Annotated in this window: 8 protein-coding genes and 1 pseudogene; 8 read left to right on the forward strand and 1 reads right to left on the reverse strand. The window is 68.2% G+C overall.

The window, feature by feature from the left end; all coding sequences use genetic code 11:
* The first annotated feature begins 88 nt into the window (after positions 1-88).
* The 5 genes from PV734_RS18660 (at position 89) to PV734_RS18680 (ending at position 13367) form a co-directional block, all read left to right on the forward strand.
* Positions 89-1402, forward strand: coding sequence for an endonuclease domain-containing protein (locus PV734_RS18660; RefSeq protein ID WP_319290374.1), 1314 nt, complete (start codon positions 89-91; stop codon positions 1400-1402).
* An 813-nt stretch (positions 1403-2215) separates the two neighbouring features.
* On the forward strand, positions 2216-11764 hold the full coding sequence (locus PV734_RS18665; protein WP_319290376.1) for a LamG-like jellyroll fold domain-containing protein: 9549 nt from the start codon (positions 2216-2218) through the stop codon (positions 11762-11764).
* 13 nt (positions 11765-11777) lie between these two features.
* The gene (locus PV734_RS18670; protein WP_319198856.1) at positions 11778-12299 is read left to right on the forward strand and encodes an SMI1/KNR4 family protein; all 522 of its coding nucleotides are present in this window, start codon (positions 11778-11780) and stop codon (positions 12297-12299) included.
* The gene (locus PV734_RS18675; RefSeq protein ID WP_319091177.1) at positions 12248-12865 is read left to right on the forward strand and encodes a hypothetical protein; all 618 of its coding nucleotides are present in this window, start codon (positions 12248-12250) and stop codon (positions 12863-12865) included. Before PV734_RS18670 ends, PV734_RS18675 begins: the two co-directional genes overlap by 52 nt.
* Positions 12866-12920: 55 nt before the next feature.
* Positions 12921-13367 (forward strand): hypothetical protein, encoded by a 447-nt coding sequence (locus PV734_RS18680; RefSeq protein WP_319091176.1) that lies wholly within the window; start codon positions 12921-12923, stop codon positions 13365-13367.
* Between the two features lie 23 nt (positions 13368-13390).
* On the opposite strand, the gene PV734_RS18685 is transcribed toward PV734_RS18680, so the two are convergent.
* Entirely contained in the window at positions 13391-13609 is a 219-nt protein-coding gene (locus PV734_RS18685) for a hypothetical protein (protein ID WP_319091175.1), read from the reverse strand.
* 135 nt (positions 13610-13744) lie between these two features.
* Here PV734_RS18685 and PV734_RS18690 point away from each other — a divergent pair.
* From PV734_RS18690 to PV734_RS18700, 3 genes and pseudogenes are all read left to right on the forward strand, one after another.
* Positions 13745-14080, forward strand: a pseudogene (locus tag PV734_RS18690) (MBL fold metallo-hydrolase); the annotation flags it as partial.
* A gap of 826 nt (positions 14081-14906) precedes the next feature.
* On the forward strand, positions 14907-15314 hold the full coding sequence (locus tag PV734_RS18695; RefSeq protein ID WP_319290378.1) for a VOC family protein: 408 nt from the start codon (positions 14907-14909) through the stop codon (positions 15312-15314).
* Between the two features lie 540 nt (positions 15315-15854).
* Complete coding sequence (locus PV734_RS18700) at positions 15855-18053, forward strand: sensor histidine kinase (RefSeq protein ID WP_319290380.1); 2199 nt, start codon at positions 15855-15857, stop codon at positions 18051-18053.
* Positions 18054-18122: the final 69 nt, after the last annotated feature.

Below are 18122 nucleotides of genomic sequence, written 5' to 3' on the forward strand. Positions count from 1 at the left end.
CAGTAAACCGCCGGATGTTGTTGCCCAGCTCCAAGACGGAGCCGGGCAACAAACCGGTGATGTCAGACCCTCCTGTCATCATCCGGGCATGCTCATTAGCCCACAACTGGCCCGGGACGCCCTGGCGGATCTGACCAAGGCCTGCGACCTGCCTCTCGATCCCGGTGAACTGATCCCAAAAAAAGGCGAGTTCCTCGACCACGGCTATGTCCTCCTTGGCGACGTCGCCGTACGCGGCTACAAAGACAAGGGCCGCTGGAAGTACGACGACCGGGACATCCGCCGCGCCGCACAAACCCTCGCCGCCGTGACGATCGACACCACCGACGTGGTCGAGGCCCAAGTGCCCAGTCGCCGCTACTTCAACGACCGGGAAACCTTCCACGACTGGCGGCACGCCGACTGGCGCAGGACGCTGAACTACTGGATCTACGCGGCCGCGCGGCGCTCCCGACGAAGCGAAGCCAACACCCCCACCGTCTTCGCCTACGACCCCGCCGACGACTTCGACCTGTTCGACCCCGAGACCATCGGCTTCGAGGCGAACACAGCCGATGCCTTCGAAGGCGACGTCTGGAGCAGCAGGTACGAGATCGGCCCCCACGGCCTTCCCGGCGAACTCACCCTTGAGGAACTCGTCTTGCACTACGGCGGGCGCACGATCGCCGGCACCCGCCCGCTCGCGCTGCTGACCTGGTCCGGAACGCACTGGGTGCTCCCGCGCGCGTACGCGGCCATGCTGGATCGCTCACAGGAACAAGACGGGGCACTCGCCGAGCGGGCTCGGATCTGTACCGGCTGCCGGGCTCAGGGAAGCCCCTGGGCCTGGCGCACCGTCACCCCCAGCGGCTACGTCACCTTGTGCCCGGTCTGTTCCGGCGAGGCATTCGAGCCGTACAGGGGCCAACTGGACGGCGTCGCCTACCGCTCGCTGCGTCGCGCGCACCGCGCCGCTGAGTATTTGTGCTGTCTGTGCCGCGAGAGCCGGGCGGCCCTCTGGGACCACTGTCATGAACACGGCCATGTCAGGGGGCCGGTTTGCCCTAGCTGTAACACCTTCGAGGGCAAGGGCGTGGCCTTCCTCCGTCGCAACCGCAGTGCCCAGCACCTGTTGAGATGCCGCGGCTGCCGAGAACGGCACACTCTTCCGAGTCGCTTCCACCTCGACGTCGTCCTCGACCACCTGGAAGAAGTCGAACGCCACGGTCGTCGTTGCCGGCACCGGCCACACGCCTACCGCACCGAGTACGTACACGGGGTGCACTGCATCACCCTGCACTGCGATGCCCACGCCTCGAGGGCAACGTGGACGAGGGAGGTTACCGCGGGCGAGGCTGCCAGCATCGTCCGCGCCTACGTGGACGCCGCTCTGGCTGGCCCGGCGGTCACCGATCCTTCTTGACCTCAGCCGGGTCGGGCACCACTTGTGAAGGCGTCATGGCCGCGTCGACTCCTTCCATTCAGCACAGCTGACGAGTTGTGGATCAGGCGCCCAGGTCGCAGTGGGTACGGGGCGCGGGATGCTGTGGGCGCTGAGGTGATAGCGGGCTGGCTCGCCGGCGGTCCGTACCTGTCTGGAGTGGCCGAAGTCCCAGAGCGGGGTGCCGACTGCTCCTGAGCCGCGGGTGCTGCCCGCCCGTGTCTCGGAGCTGGGACGCGCCGGCCGTGTGGAGGGCCTACTTGCCCGATCTCGCTGCGGTGGACTGCTTCCTCGCAGAGCGGGAGCGCGTGACGTCCCGTCGAGCCCTCGGGAGGTCGGTGCGAGGGCGACAGGAATTTCGGGGTGTGGAACAGGCTTCGACTGCCACGGCGAAGACGCTGACTGCGATCGGTGAGGCGGACAGCCCGTGAGTGAAAGCGGACTCGACACCGTGGGCCAAGGCGGCGTCGACCTTGCGGCGGGAGCGGATCCAGGTGACATCGACGTGATGCTCGGTGGGGCGTAGAGGCCCCAGGGCTGCTCGCCGCGTACATGAGCCCAAGGCAACGGAACGGTCAACGGAAAGTGGCAAGCCTGTGGGTTGGCCCGTGGCTTGGTAAAGGGAGCGCACAGGTCTTCACAAGGGATCTTGTGGCTTTCTTCACGCTGCGCTTACAACTTGTTTCCGCAGCCTGCGTGATCACGGGGATGACCTGACGCACCGGCTGGTCCTGTTCCGTAGCGGTGCGTTGGTAGGGGTCGGTGGGGTGGGTGCGTCCGCTGTCGCGGTGGCGTGTGTGGCTGGCTGTGGTGCCGTTGGTGGTGTCGTTCTGGGCTCAGGAGGGTGGGGCGGCTTACGCGGCGACGCATCCGTCCGTTTCGCTGGGCGCGGGGCTGAGCCAGGCGTGGAAGTGGTTGTCGGGTTCGGACGGTGCGGGGCCGCGGTCGAGGACCGGCTCGGCGCATGACGTGCGGGCGGCGAAGGCCGGCAAGGGACGGCCCTCGGGGAAGGCGCCGGGCAAGGGCAAGGGGCAGTTGGCTGCTTGGAAGGCGCCAAGCGCCCATCCCGAGCAGGAACGTTCCGCCAGGGCGTCCGTGGGCTTCAACACGAAGACGAGCAGGCGCGTGGCCGCGAAGTCCGGTGCGCAGTTCGACTACTTCCAGAACGCCGACGGGTCCTTCACCCGGAGGATGTCGCAGTCCAGGATCAACTACCGCGATTCCTCAGGGACTTGGAAGTCCATCGACTCCAGCGTCACGAAGAGTGCCGACGGCCGTTGGCACGAGAAGGCGAATTCCCTCGGTGTGTCCTTCGCGGAGTCCACGGCGACGGACGGTTCCGTACGGCAGTCCGCACTGCGGGGGAGTGGCGCGGGCTCGGTTGTGCCCGCCGCCCTGACCTGGACGACCGCCTCCGCCCTTCAGGTGGACGACGTTGACGACCCGACAGCCACTCCCAGCCCCACGGTCAGCTCCGGGACCTCCGCTCAGAGTGACTTGGCGACTCTGACCATCTCCGATTCCGAGTCGGTGTCCTGGTCGCTGGCCGGGGCGAACGCCGTGACCGGCACAGCCGCCGACTCCGGTGTCGAGTACGACGGTGTCCTGCGCGACACGAACCTCGTTCTCGAGCCGACGGCGAACGGTGTGAAGGAGTCCCTGGTGCTGGCCTCGGCGAACGCGCCGACCAGCTGGGTCTTCCCGATGTCCCTCAAGGGCCTCACGCTGACCACGGCGTCCGACGGAACTGTGGAACTGGTCGACGGTGGCGGGACGGTCATGGCTTCCCTTCCGCAGCCCTTCGCCCGCGACTCCTACGTCGACCCGGCAACCGGTGAGTCCCACGACAACTGGGCCATGACGTACAGCGTCACCGAGGTCGACGGCACCCCTGCGGTGAAGATGTCGCTGGACCCCTCCTGGCTCGCCGACCCGTCGATCCAGTTCCCGGTGACGGTGGACCCGACGATGACGGTGTCGACCGCCGGCCAGACCCTCACGACCTACGCGTACTACCCGAACACCGCCGACTACTCGTCCGACACGATCATGCGCGTCGGCACTCCGGACGGCGGCGCCCACATCGGCCAGGCGTTCATGAAGTTCCTCGGGCTGCCGGACACCGACGGCTACCACATCACCGACGCCGACCTGCACCTGTTCGACGTATGGGCGTACACCTGCAACGCCTCCACGTCCTACAGCGTGTACCCGATCACGGAGCAGTGGTGGGTGACCGGCCAGAAGTCCTGGTCGGACCGGCCCGCGACGGCCGCGGCCATAGGCACCTGGGCGGGCACGGTGTCCGACACGGTGTGCGGCAACACCTCGGTGTCCACCGGCACCGGTCAGTGGCAGACCACCGACCTGGACACGGACTACTTCCAGAAGATCGCCCTGGGCCAGACCAGCAACTACGGCCTGTCTGTGTTCACTTCGCCGACCGTCTCCTCCCAGTGGAAGAAGTTCGACTCCTCCCAGGCCGACTCACACGCCCCGTACGTCACGGTGACCTACGCCAAGAACTCCGCCCCGGACATCGAACACACCTATCCCAAGGCCAACTTCACCTCGCCCTCCCTGCGCCCGCAGCTGCAGGTCAAGGCCGTCGACCCGGACTCCTGGCCCACCACGCCGCTGAAGTACGACTTCGCGGTGTACTCCTCGGCGGGCAAGCAGATCGACTCCTCCGGCTGGCAGACGTCCACCAAGTGGACAGTTCCTTCAGGCGACTTGGACTGGTCCACGTCGTACTACTGGACGGTCGCGGCCTACGACGGCTGGTCGACGACCACGAGCAGCAGCCAGCCCCTGTCAACGCTGGTCGCGCAGCCGCTGATCGCCTCGCGGCTGGCGCAGAACGACGGTCACGGTTACGACGAGGAGGCCGGCAACTACACCACCTCCACCACTGACGCCTCCGTCTCGACCGTCGGTCCCTCCCTGGACGTGACACGCTCCTACAACTCCCTGGACACCAGCACCGCGGGTGCCTTCGGCGCGGGCTGGTCGGCCCTGGCCGACATGCGGGCGGTGATGGACGACGACGGCTCGAAGAACGTGGTCGTCATCGACCACGGAGGACAGCAGCAGCGCTGGGGCTATTCGGCCTCCGGCTACACCCCGCCGACCGGCACCTACGGCACCTTCAAGGCGCTCACGTCCGGCTATTCGCTGACCGAGACCTCGGGCACGACGTACACGTTCGGCACCGCGGGCGGTACCAACATCTGGCTGCTGTCGCAGATCAAGACACATGCCGGGCTGACCGAGACGCTCACCTACGACACCTCGCACCGGCTCTCCACCATCAAGAACGACGTCTCCAAACGCACCCTGAACTTCACCTGGAGCAAGCCCTCAGGCGCCACCCACTACCACGTCCACACGGTCACCACCGACGCTGCCACCAGCACCGACACCACCACGGCAGCCCTGTGGACATACGGATTCACCGGCGACGAACTGACCTCGGTCTGCCCGCCCTCGGCCGGTAGCGCATCGACCGCTTCGACTTCGTGCTACGCCTACACCTACATCGCGGGCTCCAACTACCCCTCGGCCGCGCTGGACGCCGGCCCCCGCGGCTACTGGCGCCTTGACGACGCATCCGGCAGCACCACCGCCGCCTCCTCAGTTCTGGCCAACGAGCAGACAGACGCGGGCAGTTACAAGAACGCCACTTTGGGCAGCACCACCGGCCCGCTCACCGGCTCGACGGCAACGGCACTGACCCTCGCGGGCACCGGCTACGCGAAAGTACCCGCCGGGCTGCTGCACGCCAGCACCACCCGCGCACTGTCCCTGTGGTTCAAGACGTCCAAGAAGGGCGTCCTGATCGGCGACCAGTCCAAGGCGGTCACCGGCACCAGTGCCTCCGGCAGTTGGACGCCGGTCCTCTACGTGGGCTCGGACGGCAAGCTGCACGGCCACTGGTGGAGTGTGAGCGGTTCGGGCAGCGCCGACTTCGGCTCCACCGGCACGGTCACCGACAGCACGTGGCACCACGCCGTCCTCAGCTCCGACGGCAGCACGCAGACCCTCTACCTGGACGGCACCAAGCAGGACACCTTCTCCGGCACCCCGGACGACCAGGACAACGCCTACACCTACATCGGCGCAGGATACGCCGACTCCTGGATCGACTCGCCCGGCGACGTCAGCTACTTCACCGGCTCCATCTCCGACGTCTCCTTCTACAGCCACCCGATCACAGCCTCCCAGGTCGACGACCTGTACGCCGACGGCACCACCAGCGCGGCCCTGCTCACCAAGGCGTCGAGCCCCGCCGGGCGCACCACCGCAGCCGTCGCCTACGACACCGACGCCGACCGTCTGACACAGGTCACCGACGAGAAGGGCGGCACCTGGAAGCTCGGTACGCCCGCCGTGGCCGGTTCCAGCGCGGTCTACCGGGGCACGGTACTCGGCGCAGACCCGGCCGGTTACTGGCAGTTGGGCGACGACAACGACGACGGGTCGGCCACGTACGCGGCCGACGAGGTCAACGGCGGTGACGGCACGTACAACAACGTCACCCTCGGCGTCAGCGGGCCCTTCAGCGCCAAGGACAGCACCGCGAACACCGCCGCCACCTTCGACGGCTCCAGCTCCTACGTCTCCGTACCGGCCGACCTGCTGCACACCGACACCAAGCGCAGCATCGGCATCTGGTTCAAGACCTCGACCTCCGGCGTCCTGGTCGGCGACCAGTCCACCGCGATCGACGGGGCCACGGACGCCTCCGGCAGTTGGACCCCTGTCCTCTACGTCGGCTCGGACGGCAAGCTGCACGGCCACTGGTGGAGTGTGAGCGGTTCGGGCAGCGCCGACTTCGGCTCCACCGGCACGGTCACCGACAACGCCTGGCACTACGCGGTCCTCAGCTGCGACGTCGACAGCCAGGCACTGTTCCTCGACGGCACCAAGCAGGACACGTTCGCCGGCACACCGGCCGACCAGTCCAACACCCTCACCTACATCGGCGCGGGCTTCGCCAAGAGCTGGACCGCCTCACCCGGCAACGTCAGCTACTTCAAGGGCTCCATCGCCGACGTCGCCTTCTACGACCACAACCTGACCTCCGCCCAGGTCGCCCTGCAGTGGAACGCCTACAAGCAGTCCACCGGCGCCATCGCCACCGAGTCTGTCGATGTCACCGATCCCGGCGGCAACACCCTGACCAGCACCTACGATCTCTCCAACGGTGGGCGGATCCTCACCGAGACCGACGGCACGGGCGCCACCACGTCATACGGCTACGACACGGCGGGTTTCCTTTACACCACCACCGACGGCAACGGGGACGTGACCACCACCGGCCACAACTCGCGAGGCGACGTGGTGTCCCGGACGACCTGTCAGGACCAGTCGGCCTCGAAGTGCTCGACGTCGTACTTCACGTACTACCTCAACGCTGACTCGGACACCGATCCACGCAACGACCAGCTCCTGACCTCTTCGGACGGCCGCTCGGCGAACTCGTCGGATATGACGTACCGCACCGTCAACACCTATGACACCAACGGCAACCAGCTCACCACGACGACCCCCGCGGTCACCGGCCACAGCGCGGGCTTGACGACAACGAAGGCGTACACCAGCTCCAACACCCCCGCTTGGGCCTCCGGCATCTTCGCCCCAGCCGGTCTGCTGGCCTCCACGACGACACCGGGCGGCGCGGTGACGTCGTACGTCTACCACCCGAACGGTGACCTCGCCCAGGAGACCTCACCACTCGGCCTGGTCACCCGCTACACCTACGACCAGCTCGGCCGCGTCCTGACGAAGACCGAGATCTCCGACACCTACCCGGCCGGTCTGGTCACCCACTACACCTACGACCCACTGGGCCGCGTCCTCACCGAACTCGCCCCCGGCACGACGTACGCCGTCAACCAGGCCATAGTCCACACAGCCCTGACGACCAAGACCTACGACGCGGACGGCAACACCCTCACCAACACCGTCTCCGACACCACCGGCGACGACACAGCCCGCGCCACGAGCACCGTCTACAACGACTTCGGCGAACCGAAGACCATCACCGACCCCGAACAGCACACCACCACCTTCACCTACGACGCCTACGGCAACAAGCAGGGCGAGACCGACGCCGACGGCCAGATCTACGCCTTCACCAGCGACGCCAACGGCCACCCGCTGACCACCACCCTCACCAACTACACCGGCTCTTCGGCGACTTCACAGACGGCCGCCGCCAAGCTGATGGAGAAGCGGACCTACGACCCGGGCGGCCTCCTCCACACCATCACCAACGGCATCGGCGTCACCACGACGTACGCGTACTACGACAACGGGCTGACGAAGCAGAACACCCGCACCGGCTCCTCGGGCACGGCCTACATCGACGAGCAGGACTCCTACGACGACGCGGGCAACCTCACCGGGAAGACCACCGCGAACGGCTCCCTCACCACGACGTACACGGTCGACGCCGCCGACCGCACAACCGCCACCACTACCGACCCCGGCACGCTGGCGCAGACCACCGCGTACACCTTCGACGCCGACTCCCACGTACTGACTTCCACCGGGACCGACGCGGCCGGCGATCCAGCACAGAAGTGGACTTACACCTACGACGCCGCGGGCAACGCGTTGTCCGCAGCCCAGTACGTCTCCAGCTCCCTCACCCTCACCACCAAGGCCACCTACGACGACCGCGGCCTGAAGGTCACGGCGACCGACGCCCAGAACAAGGTCTACTCGTACGCCAACGACGAAGCCGGCCGGCCGACCACCACGACCAGCCCGGCCATCACGACCACCGACCCCGCCACCGGCCTGACCGAAGCCTCGTACCCGACCACGATCAACGGCTACGACACGTTCGGCGACCGCGTCGCGGCCGAGGACGCCGACGGCCACATCACGGCCACCGCATACGACCGCGACGGCCGCAGGACGGGCACCACGCTCCCCTCCTACAACGGCACCTCGGCCACCACCGCCTGGACCTACAACGCGACAGGCGACGTCCTGACCGAGACCGACGCCAAGGGCGAAACCGACTACACCTACGACCAGTTGGGCGACCTGGTCCAGCAGACCAACCCGGCGATCAGCATCTCCGGCACCGCCACCCGCGGCACCCTCACCTATACATACGACCTGGCCGGCAACCGCCTGACCGAGACCTCGCCCTACGGCGCTGTCACCCACCACACCTACGACGACCTGGGACGTGGCAGCAGCACCTGGGCGTACGTCTACACCTCCACGAGCGCACAGACGAAGCAGGAGACCGACACCGTGTACAACAGCGCGGGTCTGATCTCCAGGACCGCGTCCGTCACCGGAGTCACCGCCAACCACACCTACGACGCCCTCGGCCGCACCCTCACCACGTCCGACACGACCGGCGACACCACCGGCTACAGCTACGACCTGCGCGGCGACATCATCAAGACCCTCCTGCCGGACCAGAGCGTCCAGACCGCGACCTACGACGCGGCCGGCCGCAGGACCGCGACCGCGAACACGACATCGGCCGGCACCGTGCTGTCGTCCACGTCCGCGACGTACACCGACAACGGCCACCTCAAGACGGTCACCGACGCCCGTCAGCACACGACGAGTTACGAGTACGACGACCTCGGTGACCTGACGAAGCAGACGGAACCGGTCACCGACAACGCCTCCATCGTCACCACGTACGGCTACGACGCGGCCGGTCACCAGACCGCCTACACCGACGGCAACGGCGACACCACCTACTACACGTACAACTCACTCGGCCTGCCCGCCAGCAAGAAGGTCCCCGCGGTCACCGGCTACACGAGCGATGCCGACCGGACCACGACCTACACCTACGACGAGCGCGGCCGACTCGTGACCCAGACCGACCCCGGGGGCGTCAGGCTCACCAACGCCTACGACGCCATCGACAACCTGACCGCGCAAAACGGTACCGGCGCCGACGCGACCACGGCCGACCGTCACTTCACCTACTCGCTCAACGGTGACCTGGTGGCCTCAGCCGTCGGGGACACGTGGGAGTACTACGACACCAACGCGCTCGGCGACGTCCTCACCACCTCCGGACAGGCCGGTAGCTCGTCCTTCACCTACAACGCCGACGAAAACCCGCTCACCCGCACCGACGCGTCCGGCACCAGCAGCTACGGCTACGACACCGACGGCCGGCTGAGCACCGACACCGACGCGTCCACGGGCACGACCCTGAACTACCAGTACAACTCACTGTCCCAGCCCAAGGCGGTGACGTACGGCACCTCGGGCGACGTCCGAAGCTACGGCTATGACTCCCTGCACCGCCTCACCTCCGACACCCTCACCACCGCCGCCGGTACCAAGGTCGCCTCGGTCGGCTACAACTGGGACACGAACGACAACCTCACCTCCAAGACCACCACCGGAGTCCAGGGAGCCTCCACGAACTCGTACGCCTACGACTACGCGAACCGCCTCACGTCCTGGACCTCGGGCTCCACGACCACCGGCTACACCTACGACGCCGACGGCAACCGCCTGACCGCGGGCTCCACGACGTACGCCTACAACGCCCGCGACCAGCTGACCTCCGACGGCACGCACACCTACAGCTACACGGCCCGCGGCACGATGTCCGCCAAGGACTCCACGGCGTACACCTTCGACGCCTACGGCCAACAGCTGACCGCCGGTGCGACGGCATACACGTACGACGCGCTGGGCCGCGCGATCACCGCCGGCCCGACCGCTCTCACCTACTCCGGCACCGACAACACGGTCGCCTCCGACGGCGCGAGCACCTACAGCCGCGACCCGGGGGGTGCCCTCACCGGCGAGTCCTCGGCGACCGGCGCCACCCTGACCTGGACCGACCTGCACACCGACGTCATCGGACAGTTCACGGCGACCGGCACCACGCTCACCGGCTCCGCGAGCTACGACCCGTGGGGCACCACCACCGCCTCCACACTGACCGGCAGCGCCGGCTACCAGAGCGAGTACACCGACCCGACGACCGGCAACGTCAACATGCACGCCCGCTGGTACAGCCCGAGCACGGGCGGTTTCGACTCGGCGGACACGGTGGACAATCCGGCGGTCGGAGACAGCACAAACGCGAACGACTACGCCTACGCGAACGACACACCGCTCACCGGGACGGACCCGAGCGGGCACTGTCTCGAGGACCTGTGCATCGGAGAGGCATACGGGGCCTACCTCCTGGGCTCGGCGTTGATCGCCACCTGCGTCGAATACTGCTCAGCACTTTCCAGGAGCATCTCCGACGCCTTCTCCTCCTCCAGCTCCTCGTCGTACAGCCACGCTTACTCCTACTCGGCCGCCACCAGCCACACCGTCGCCCGCGGCCGCACCTGCGCCGAAACCCATTCCTACTCGTTCTGCGAGTCCCTCCAGAGCAGCGGCTCGTCAAGCACGGGCCGGAGCGGCGGAAACAACGGAAACAGCGGAAACAGCGGAAACAGCGGCGGTTCCGGCAGCGGCACGTGCTACTCCTGTGGCGGAGGGAGCGGCATCAGCGCCGCGGACGCCGCAGCCGCGGCGGCCAGGGCAGCGGCGGCGGCAGCAGCCGCAGAAGCCGCCCGCCGCGCTGCTATCCGTGCCCACGCCATCAAGATCACCGCATCGATCGGCAAGGGCACTCTCACTGTCCACTCGATCTCGGCGGCGGCCGAACCCCCGACCGTGCAGATCAATATCAGCAACTCGGTACGCAACGCGGCCTCGGCCATCGCGGCGGGACTCACCACGGCGGCTGTCTGCGTGGCCACCGGTGGCTGCACCGGAGACGACGATGACGACGGGCGCAGGAGTTCGTGCGATGCGATGCCCCTGATCGACGGGGGGCGGATCTACGGCGGTCTCGAGGAGTACACGGACCATCAGGGAAACAAGGGATGCAGGGCGACCGGTGCCATCGCATTCCTCACCAAGAGCGATCGCAGGTCGCGGACCGGAGCCGGCGGTTTGCCGAAGTGCCCCGAATGTGAACCGTCCGTCGAACCGGAGGGAATGGCAGACATCAGAGCGGGAGGCGGAAGGCCGCAGGCCGGCCACCTGATAGGTTATTGGGGAAAGGGTACCGGCGCGGATGTCCGCAATTTGGTGGCCTTGAATGCCAGGGCGAATGCTCGGATGGCGAGCAAGGTGGAAGCCTTCGGCTGGAAGGCTCTGAACGGGAACAACAGCCTGTTCATGTCGGTCGTTCCCATGTACGGAGACACCCACTCGGCTGTTCCGACGACCATCCAGGTGGGAATGGCCGTGTATGGCCCTCGGGGCAGGATCACGGACAGCTATTCCTGCACTGTGATCAACTCCAGGACCGGGATCGGCTCGACATGCTAGAAGGGGTCAAGTGATGGTAACGCTTGCAGAGATCCGAACCTTGTTGGGGGAACCCGGATTCAACTGGACCGATCCGGCACCATGGAGCGAAATGGAGCGGGAGTTCGGAATGGAATTCCCGGCGGACTTCCGTGAGATCGTGGATGCTTACGGTTCGGTCCAGATCAACAATCAACTGTATCTGGAGCACCCCGCCGGTCACCTTATGCACAATCTGAGGGAATCCATCAGGGGTGATCTCGAGCTTTTCCGCGAGGAAGACATGGTGGAGTACCTGCCGAGTCCGGCAGGGGCGAACCCCGGTGAGCTGATGCCGGTGGCGTCGGCCACGACGGGTGAATGGGTTTTCCTCCGTGTTCCCGACGGCCCCTCGTCGCCTTGGCGAGTCCTGGTCCAGGAGCTTGACAGCCCGGCCTGGGTGCTCCATGAGATGACATTCGGTGAGTGGTTGCTGGCTTACCTCAGAGGTGAGGACATGACGGTATGTTCTCGCAACTTCGCGCCCGATCGTCCGTTCTTCGAACCACTGAGCTGAACCGTGATATCGGCACTCCACGTCGCCGGTTGGATCTACACAAGGACACCATGCACTGGGCTGTGGAAGAACTGAGCCGCATCCTGCAATCGCCCGCCGACGGCGGTGACACGGTCGACTGGGATGCGCTGCGCGCGGAGACAGGATGGGAGCTCCCGGCTGACTATCGCGACTTCGTAGCGGTGTATGGGCTGGGTGGGGTCAGTGACTCGATCGGCATCCTTACGCCTCCCTTCGACGGCTATCCATACGGAGATCACTTGCTCCACGGTGCTCAGTGGCCACCGGCGGAGGGGACGTTGACCTGGGCGTCGAACGAAGTCGGCGACGACTTCCTGTGGCGGTGTACCGGTGAGCCCGATGAGTGGCGAGTAGTCCTTCGGCCCAGAGATCGCCGTCGGGACCACGAGTACGACATGGGAATGGCAGAGTTTCTGCTGCGCCTGGTGCGGCGAGATATCCGTCCGCCGCTCGGTGCCGAACTGGAGTTGCCGGCCACGTTCGAATCATGGCGTGATGAAGATCGGCGTCTGCTCGACGAGGACGGCTATCTTGAAGGCTTCTGAGCGCGCCCAGCACCTTCCTCCCAGCCAATGGTTGCTGGCACTCGTTGCGGGTGCCGTGGCAGTGCTGGTTGCGACCGGCGTCGTCACGCTGCTCCTGCGTCCGGATTCAGGTAGCGGAGCGACGCCACCCGCGCCGGTCTCACATGTCGACACCGCTGCCCGGGCATGTCTCCTGACTTCCACGGACGCGGATACGACGGGTGCCTGGGCGGCGATGCAGGGGATGGCCAGGACGAGCACCTCGCAGGTCGTGGTCCAGCGGTACCGCCTGCCTGCCGGGGCGGACCCCGTCGCCTACGTCAACACCCTCGTTCGGTTGCGCTGCTCCACGGTCGTCACCACCGGCGCTGCGGCACGCTCCGCCGTAGCCTCCCGCCTCGCAACGGGGCTGGTTCCGCACGTCCGCTTCGTGGTTGTCGCCGATGGGCCGGTGCCCGGTGCAACGCAGCTGAGCCCGGATGCTGTGAGCACGTCGTCCCTGGCCCGGGCGGTGAGGCGCTGAGCGGCGCGAACCGATTCACCAGATCAGGGGAGCCCGGCTCGGGACATGTCCGACTCCGCTGAGTCGGCGTCAGCCCGCAGCAGCTTGCGGGAGGCGAGACCGGGGAAGGCAGGTTCCCACACGGTGCGCACAGTGCGACCGACTCGGTTCTGCAACACCAGCCACATCTGGCGACGCAGGTCGAGGTAGCGGGGCAGGTCGTCGCAGAGGCCCTCGTGACGGACGGTGCGGTACAGGCCCATGCGGGCTCCCCGTTATTTCCACCACGGCGATCGCCTCTCGGATTCTGAGGGCTCGCCGGTGGTAGGGCATCGTGAGCGACCAGGTGCCAGCTCGTGCGTGGCCGAAGTTGTCACGCCTGATAGGGCGTCATATTGCCCGACATCCACATGACCCCCGAGGAGGGCATGCGCGCCCACCTCGATCTCCAGGGCGGGGCGGCCGGCGGTGTGATGCTGCCGATCCACTGGGGCACCTTCAACCTGGCGGCGCACGCGTGGGCCGAGCCCGGTGAGTGGACCAAGGCTGCTGCTGACGGGGTGGGACAGGCGATTGCTCTTCCTGTTCCCGGTCAGTCGTTCGAGCCGGCCGGAGTGCTTCCTGTCGAGCCGTGGTGGCGAGGTGTGGGGTACGTGCCCGACCGCGCGTGGCCCGTTCCGCAGGTTGCTGCGAAGGCGAGCCGCGAGGACCTTGATCTCGTGGGTGAGGCCTGACCTCGGACGAGCTGAGGCGTGTGACGGATGCTCTTGCCGCCGTGCCGGAGGCTGAGCGGAAGCGGGCACTTCGGGCCATCGACGGGGCGCCGCGTCGGCAGAAGCGGGAGCAGTCTTCGGCGTACCGGCCACTGCCCTCCACGGTGGGTATCGGAGTGAGGGCGCGAGTCAAGGTGAACGGTATGTAGCGTCTGTGGCCCCATGAAGCACTCCTGCGCGGTCCTCCGCACCGCTGACTTTCCGAGGGGTGGGGCGGAGGGCTTCCCGGCGAGGTGTGGGCGCAGACCCTGGGACTTGTCCGTACACGGGCGGGTCGGGATCGCCGAGACGGTCACGGTCCGCCGGGGCCGGTTCCGGGCGGGGCGCTTCCTGGCCGTCCACCAGCACCTGCGGGCCGCCGCCCGGGCCGTGGACTGCTGGGGGGGGGGCGAGCCTGAGGCGGCGCCGGCCGTCCTGCGCGACGACGCTCGCCGGGAGCGCGGCGGCTGGTACGGCGAGCCCGTGCTGATCGACGCGCTGCTCGACGGCGGCGACCTGGACGCCGCCCGGCGTGAACTGCTGACCGCGCCGACGACCGGCAGTGGCAGCAGCTCGGCGACCTCTCCTGCGATGCATGCCCCGCCGACGCGCTCGCGGTGCAGGAGCCGACCGGCGACCGCGTTTACGAGCGGCTGGCGCGGCTGCTCCTGGGTGTCCGCGACTGCCATCGGGCGCTGGGCACCAGACGGTTCTCGTCGAGGGGCCGGTGAGGAGGCTCCATCATGTCGCTTTCGCTGTGGAGGAGGGCTCGCTTCCGGAGTGGCGGCGCCATCTGGAGGGGCTGGGGGTGAGGCTGGTCGACGGGCCGGCCGAAGTCGCCGAAGGACTGTGGTTGCGCGATCACGAGGGCAACCTGATCAACCTGCGTGACGAGCGGCTCGCGCCGTGGCGCGACTTCGGCACGACCGACGCCCACGACGTCAACTTCGGCGACCGGATCCGGCGTGTCGACCAGGCTCGATGGCTCAACGCCGACGAGGCGCCCAAGCCCCGTCGGCTGGGACACATGCTGATCTTCAGCTCGGACCTGGACGCGTCCGAGGCCTTCTACGCCCGCACGCTCGGACTGCGTCTGTCCGACCGCATCCGGGGAATGGCCACCTTCATGAACTCCGGCGGGAACCTGGTGCGCGGGAGCAGATCGACGAGTTCGCCGACCTGGTGGCCCGCCATCACGGCCTCCAGCGCGCGATAGGGGGCAGTGTGGCCGGCGGTCGACTCGGGCGGGGCAGCCGATGTCCCTCCGGCGGCGGATGTCACTCGTACGGCTGATGTGGACGAGGTCCGGATCGACACGCCCGGTGAAATCCAGGGGGGTACTGCCGACGGCAGCGGAGAGCCCGAGGCCGTTTCGGCGGGCTGACGCCCATGGGAGAGAACGCACGACAGACGCACAACTGTACGGACGGTGAGGGTCGGGGAGTAGCTGACTTCCCGGCCCTTGCCCTCTGTTCATGACCGGATCCGACCAGGCCCGATCGATTCGGTGGGGTGGGGGAACGCGCGTCCGGAGAGCTTATCGGTCTGCCGTGCGAAGCCTCATAGCAGAGCGGGGCGCCGCCCGGAGGAGTTTGTCAACTGCCCACCGCACCTGATTCCTTCCCGACTACTGTGAGTGGCCGCCGGGCAACACAGGGCCGTATTTCTCGGCTCCCGACCGGCACCGCGATGGAGCACGCCCGAGTCGCGCAGACGCGCGATCCCCAGGTCCCGACGCACCAGTACGAGGACGAAGATGTCTCACCTCCGAGCACCGGCCCCCCGCGCAGACCGCCGTGAGGGCGGGCGGCACGGTCGGCCGGTCGCCCGTACCGTCCCCTCGCTGCCCGAGACCCACATACGGCCCCAGCTCATGCGGCTCGCCGTACTGCCGCCGCTCGCGGTCGCCCTCAGCGCCTGCGCGGCCGTCCTGTTCATCGTCCGTTCCTCCGAGGTGCGGCCCACCCTCACCCTGTTCGCCGTGATCGCCGGGGCGGTCGGCGTGGCCCTCGGGGGCGTCGTGATCGCCCTGGTCGCCGCCGACCGCGCCGCCGGATCCGTGCACGAACGCCTCGCCGCGCTGCGCCGCGTCAGCGCCCGCAGCGAAACGGACCTGCGTGCCCTCGTCGAGGCGCTGCGCCGCGGCGACGCACCCCCGGCCCGCGCCACGCGCGGCGCACCGGCGCCCGACGCCGACGACTTCGAGCTCCTCGGCTCCGACATCGCCCGCGCCCACGACAGCGCCGTCACCGCCGTCGTCCAGGCCTCGCAGCTCTCCAGCCAGGCGGGCAGCGAACAGAAGGTCGAGGTCTTCGTCAACCTCGCCCGGCGCCTTCAGTCGCTCGTGCACCGCGAGATCTCCATCCTCGACGAGTTGGAACACGAGATCGAGGACCCCGACCTGCTCAAGGGCCTCTTCCACGTCGACCATCTCGCCACCCGCATCCGTCGCCACGCCGAGAACCTCGCCGTCCTCGGCGGCGCCGTCTCGCGCCGTCAGTGGAGCAACCCGGTCTCCATGACCGAGGTGCTCCGCTCGGCCATCGCGGAGGTCGAGCAGTACTCGCGGGTCAAGCTCGTGCCCCCGATCGACGGCACCCTGCGCGGACACGCCGTCGCCGACGTCATCCACCTGCTCGCCGAACTCGTCGAGAACGCCACGGTGTTCTCCGCCCCGCACACCCAGGTGCTGCTGCGTGCCAACCTCGTCACCTCGGGGCTCGCCATCGAGGTCGAGGACCGCGGCCTCGGCATGCCCGTGGACGAGCAGCACAAGATGAACACGCTGCTCACCGACCCCGACCAGGTCAATGTCGCCAGCCTGCTCCAGGACGGCCGCATCGGCCTCTTCGTCGTCTCCCAACTTGCCCGCAGGCACGGCATCCACGTCCGGCTCCAGACCAACATCTACGGCGGAGTGCAGGCCGTACTGGTCGTACCCCAGGGCCTGTTGGGCATGGACACGGGGCCGGGCAGGACCGCGGACGTACCCCAGCCGCGGTCCCAGGCGGCGCCTCAGCCCCACGCCCCCACCCCGGCCCGGACCCAGGACACCGGAAGCATGCGGAGGTTGGCCGAGCCGCCCCGGCAGCGCCCGTCGGCCGCCGGCCACGAGGAACGGCCCCCGGCACCCACCACGCCCGGGCCCGGCACGCGGACCGGCGGTTCGACACGCCGACGCCCGGAGGCACCCAGTCCCACCGAACCGAAGCCGAACGGCCGGGGCCCGGCTCCGCTGCCCGTCCGGGGGGCCCGCGCGGAGCGGCCGAACCCCGCCGAGGCGATGCCCGGCATCCGCCCCGACGACCGGCGGACCGTCGCGGACCACGTGGGCGCGCCACCCACCCCCAGGACCGGCGCGGTGCGCGGCACCATGGGCAAACCCCAACTGCCCCGCCGCCGCGCCCAGGAACACCTCGCGCCCCAACTGCGCGGTGGCCCGGCCGCCCCCCGGCCGGAGAGCGAACACGTCGTCGGCCACGACCCGGGCCTCATGGCCGCCTTCCAGCGCGGCATCGGGCTCGCCGAGGCACGCCAACTGGACTCGGACTACACGGACCCGGCGCTGGCGGCGATGGAGCGGGAGTACGAGGCGCACTACGGGCAGCCGGCGCACACCAGGACGCCCGACAGTCAACCGGCGCCCCCGGAGCCGACGTACGGGGAGCCCGCCCACCCGGCCACCGCCGTACCGGTATCCATGGAGCCGGTGGCCATGGAGCCGATGCCGACGCAGCCGGTGTTCATGGAGCGGATCTCCGCGCGGCCGACCGGACCGGGGATCCCTCCGACGGGTCCGGTCGAGGGCCGCGCCGATGCCGCCGCGTCCCCGCCTGACGCCATGGACGTACCGCCGCCGGACACGTCCCCGATACCCGAGGCGCACCGGCTGCGCGCGCCCGGACACGACCTGGACCTCACTGCCCGGCACGACGGGAGCGCACCGGCCGGATGACCACCCGCCTCAGCACCACCCCTGCCCCCACCCCCAGCGCTCCCGCAGACCTTCGTACCCCAAGGAGTC

The sequence above is a fragment of the Streptomyces sp. AK08-02 genome (assembly GCF_033795085.1).
GTDB lineage: Bacteria > Actinomycetota > Actinomycetes > Streptomycetales > Streptomycetaceae > Streptomyces > Streptomyces echiniscabiei.

What these genes read in the sequence shown, in the direction of transcription:
- PV734_RS18685 (WP_319091175.1), bottom strand. Translation starts at nt 13,609, where the DNA reads ATGGGCCTGTACCGCACCGTCCGTCACGAGGGCCTCTGCGACGACCTG.
- PV734_RS18670 (WP_319198856.1), top strand. Translation starts at nt 11,778, where the DNA reads ATGGTAACGCTTGCAGAGATCCGAACCTTGTTGGGGGAACCCGGATTC.
- PV734_RS18660 (WP_319290374.1), top strand. Translation starts at nt 89, where the DNA reads ATGCTCATTAGCCCACAACTGGCCCGGGACGCCCTGGCGGATCTGACC.
- PV734_RS18700 (WP_319290380.1), top strand. Translation starts at nt 15,855, where the DNA reads ATGTCTCACCTCCGAGCACCGGCCCCCCGCGCAGACCGCCGTGAGGGC.
- PV734_RS18675 (WP_319091177.1), top strand. Translation starts at nt 12,248, where the DNA reads ATGTTCTCGCAACTTCGCGCCCGATCGTCCGTTCTTCGAACCACTGAG.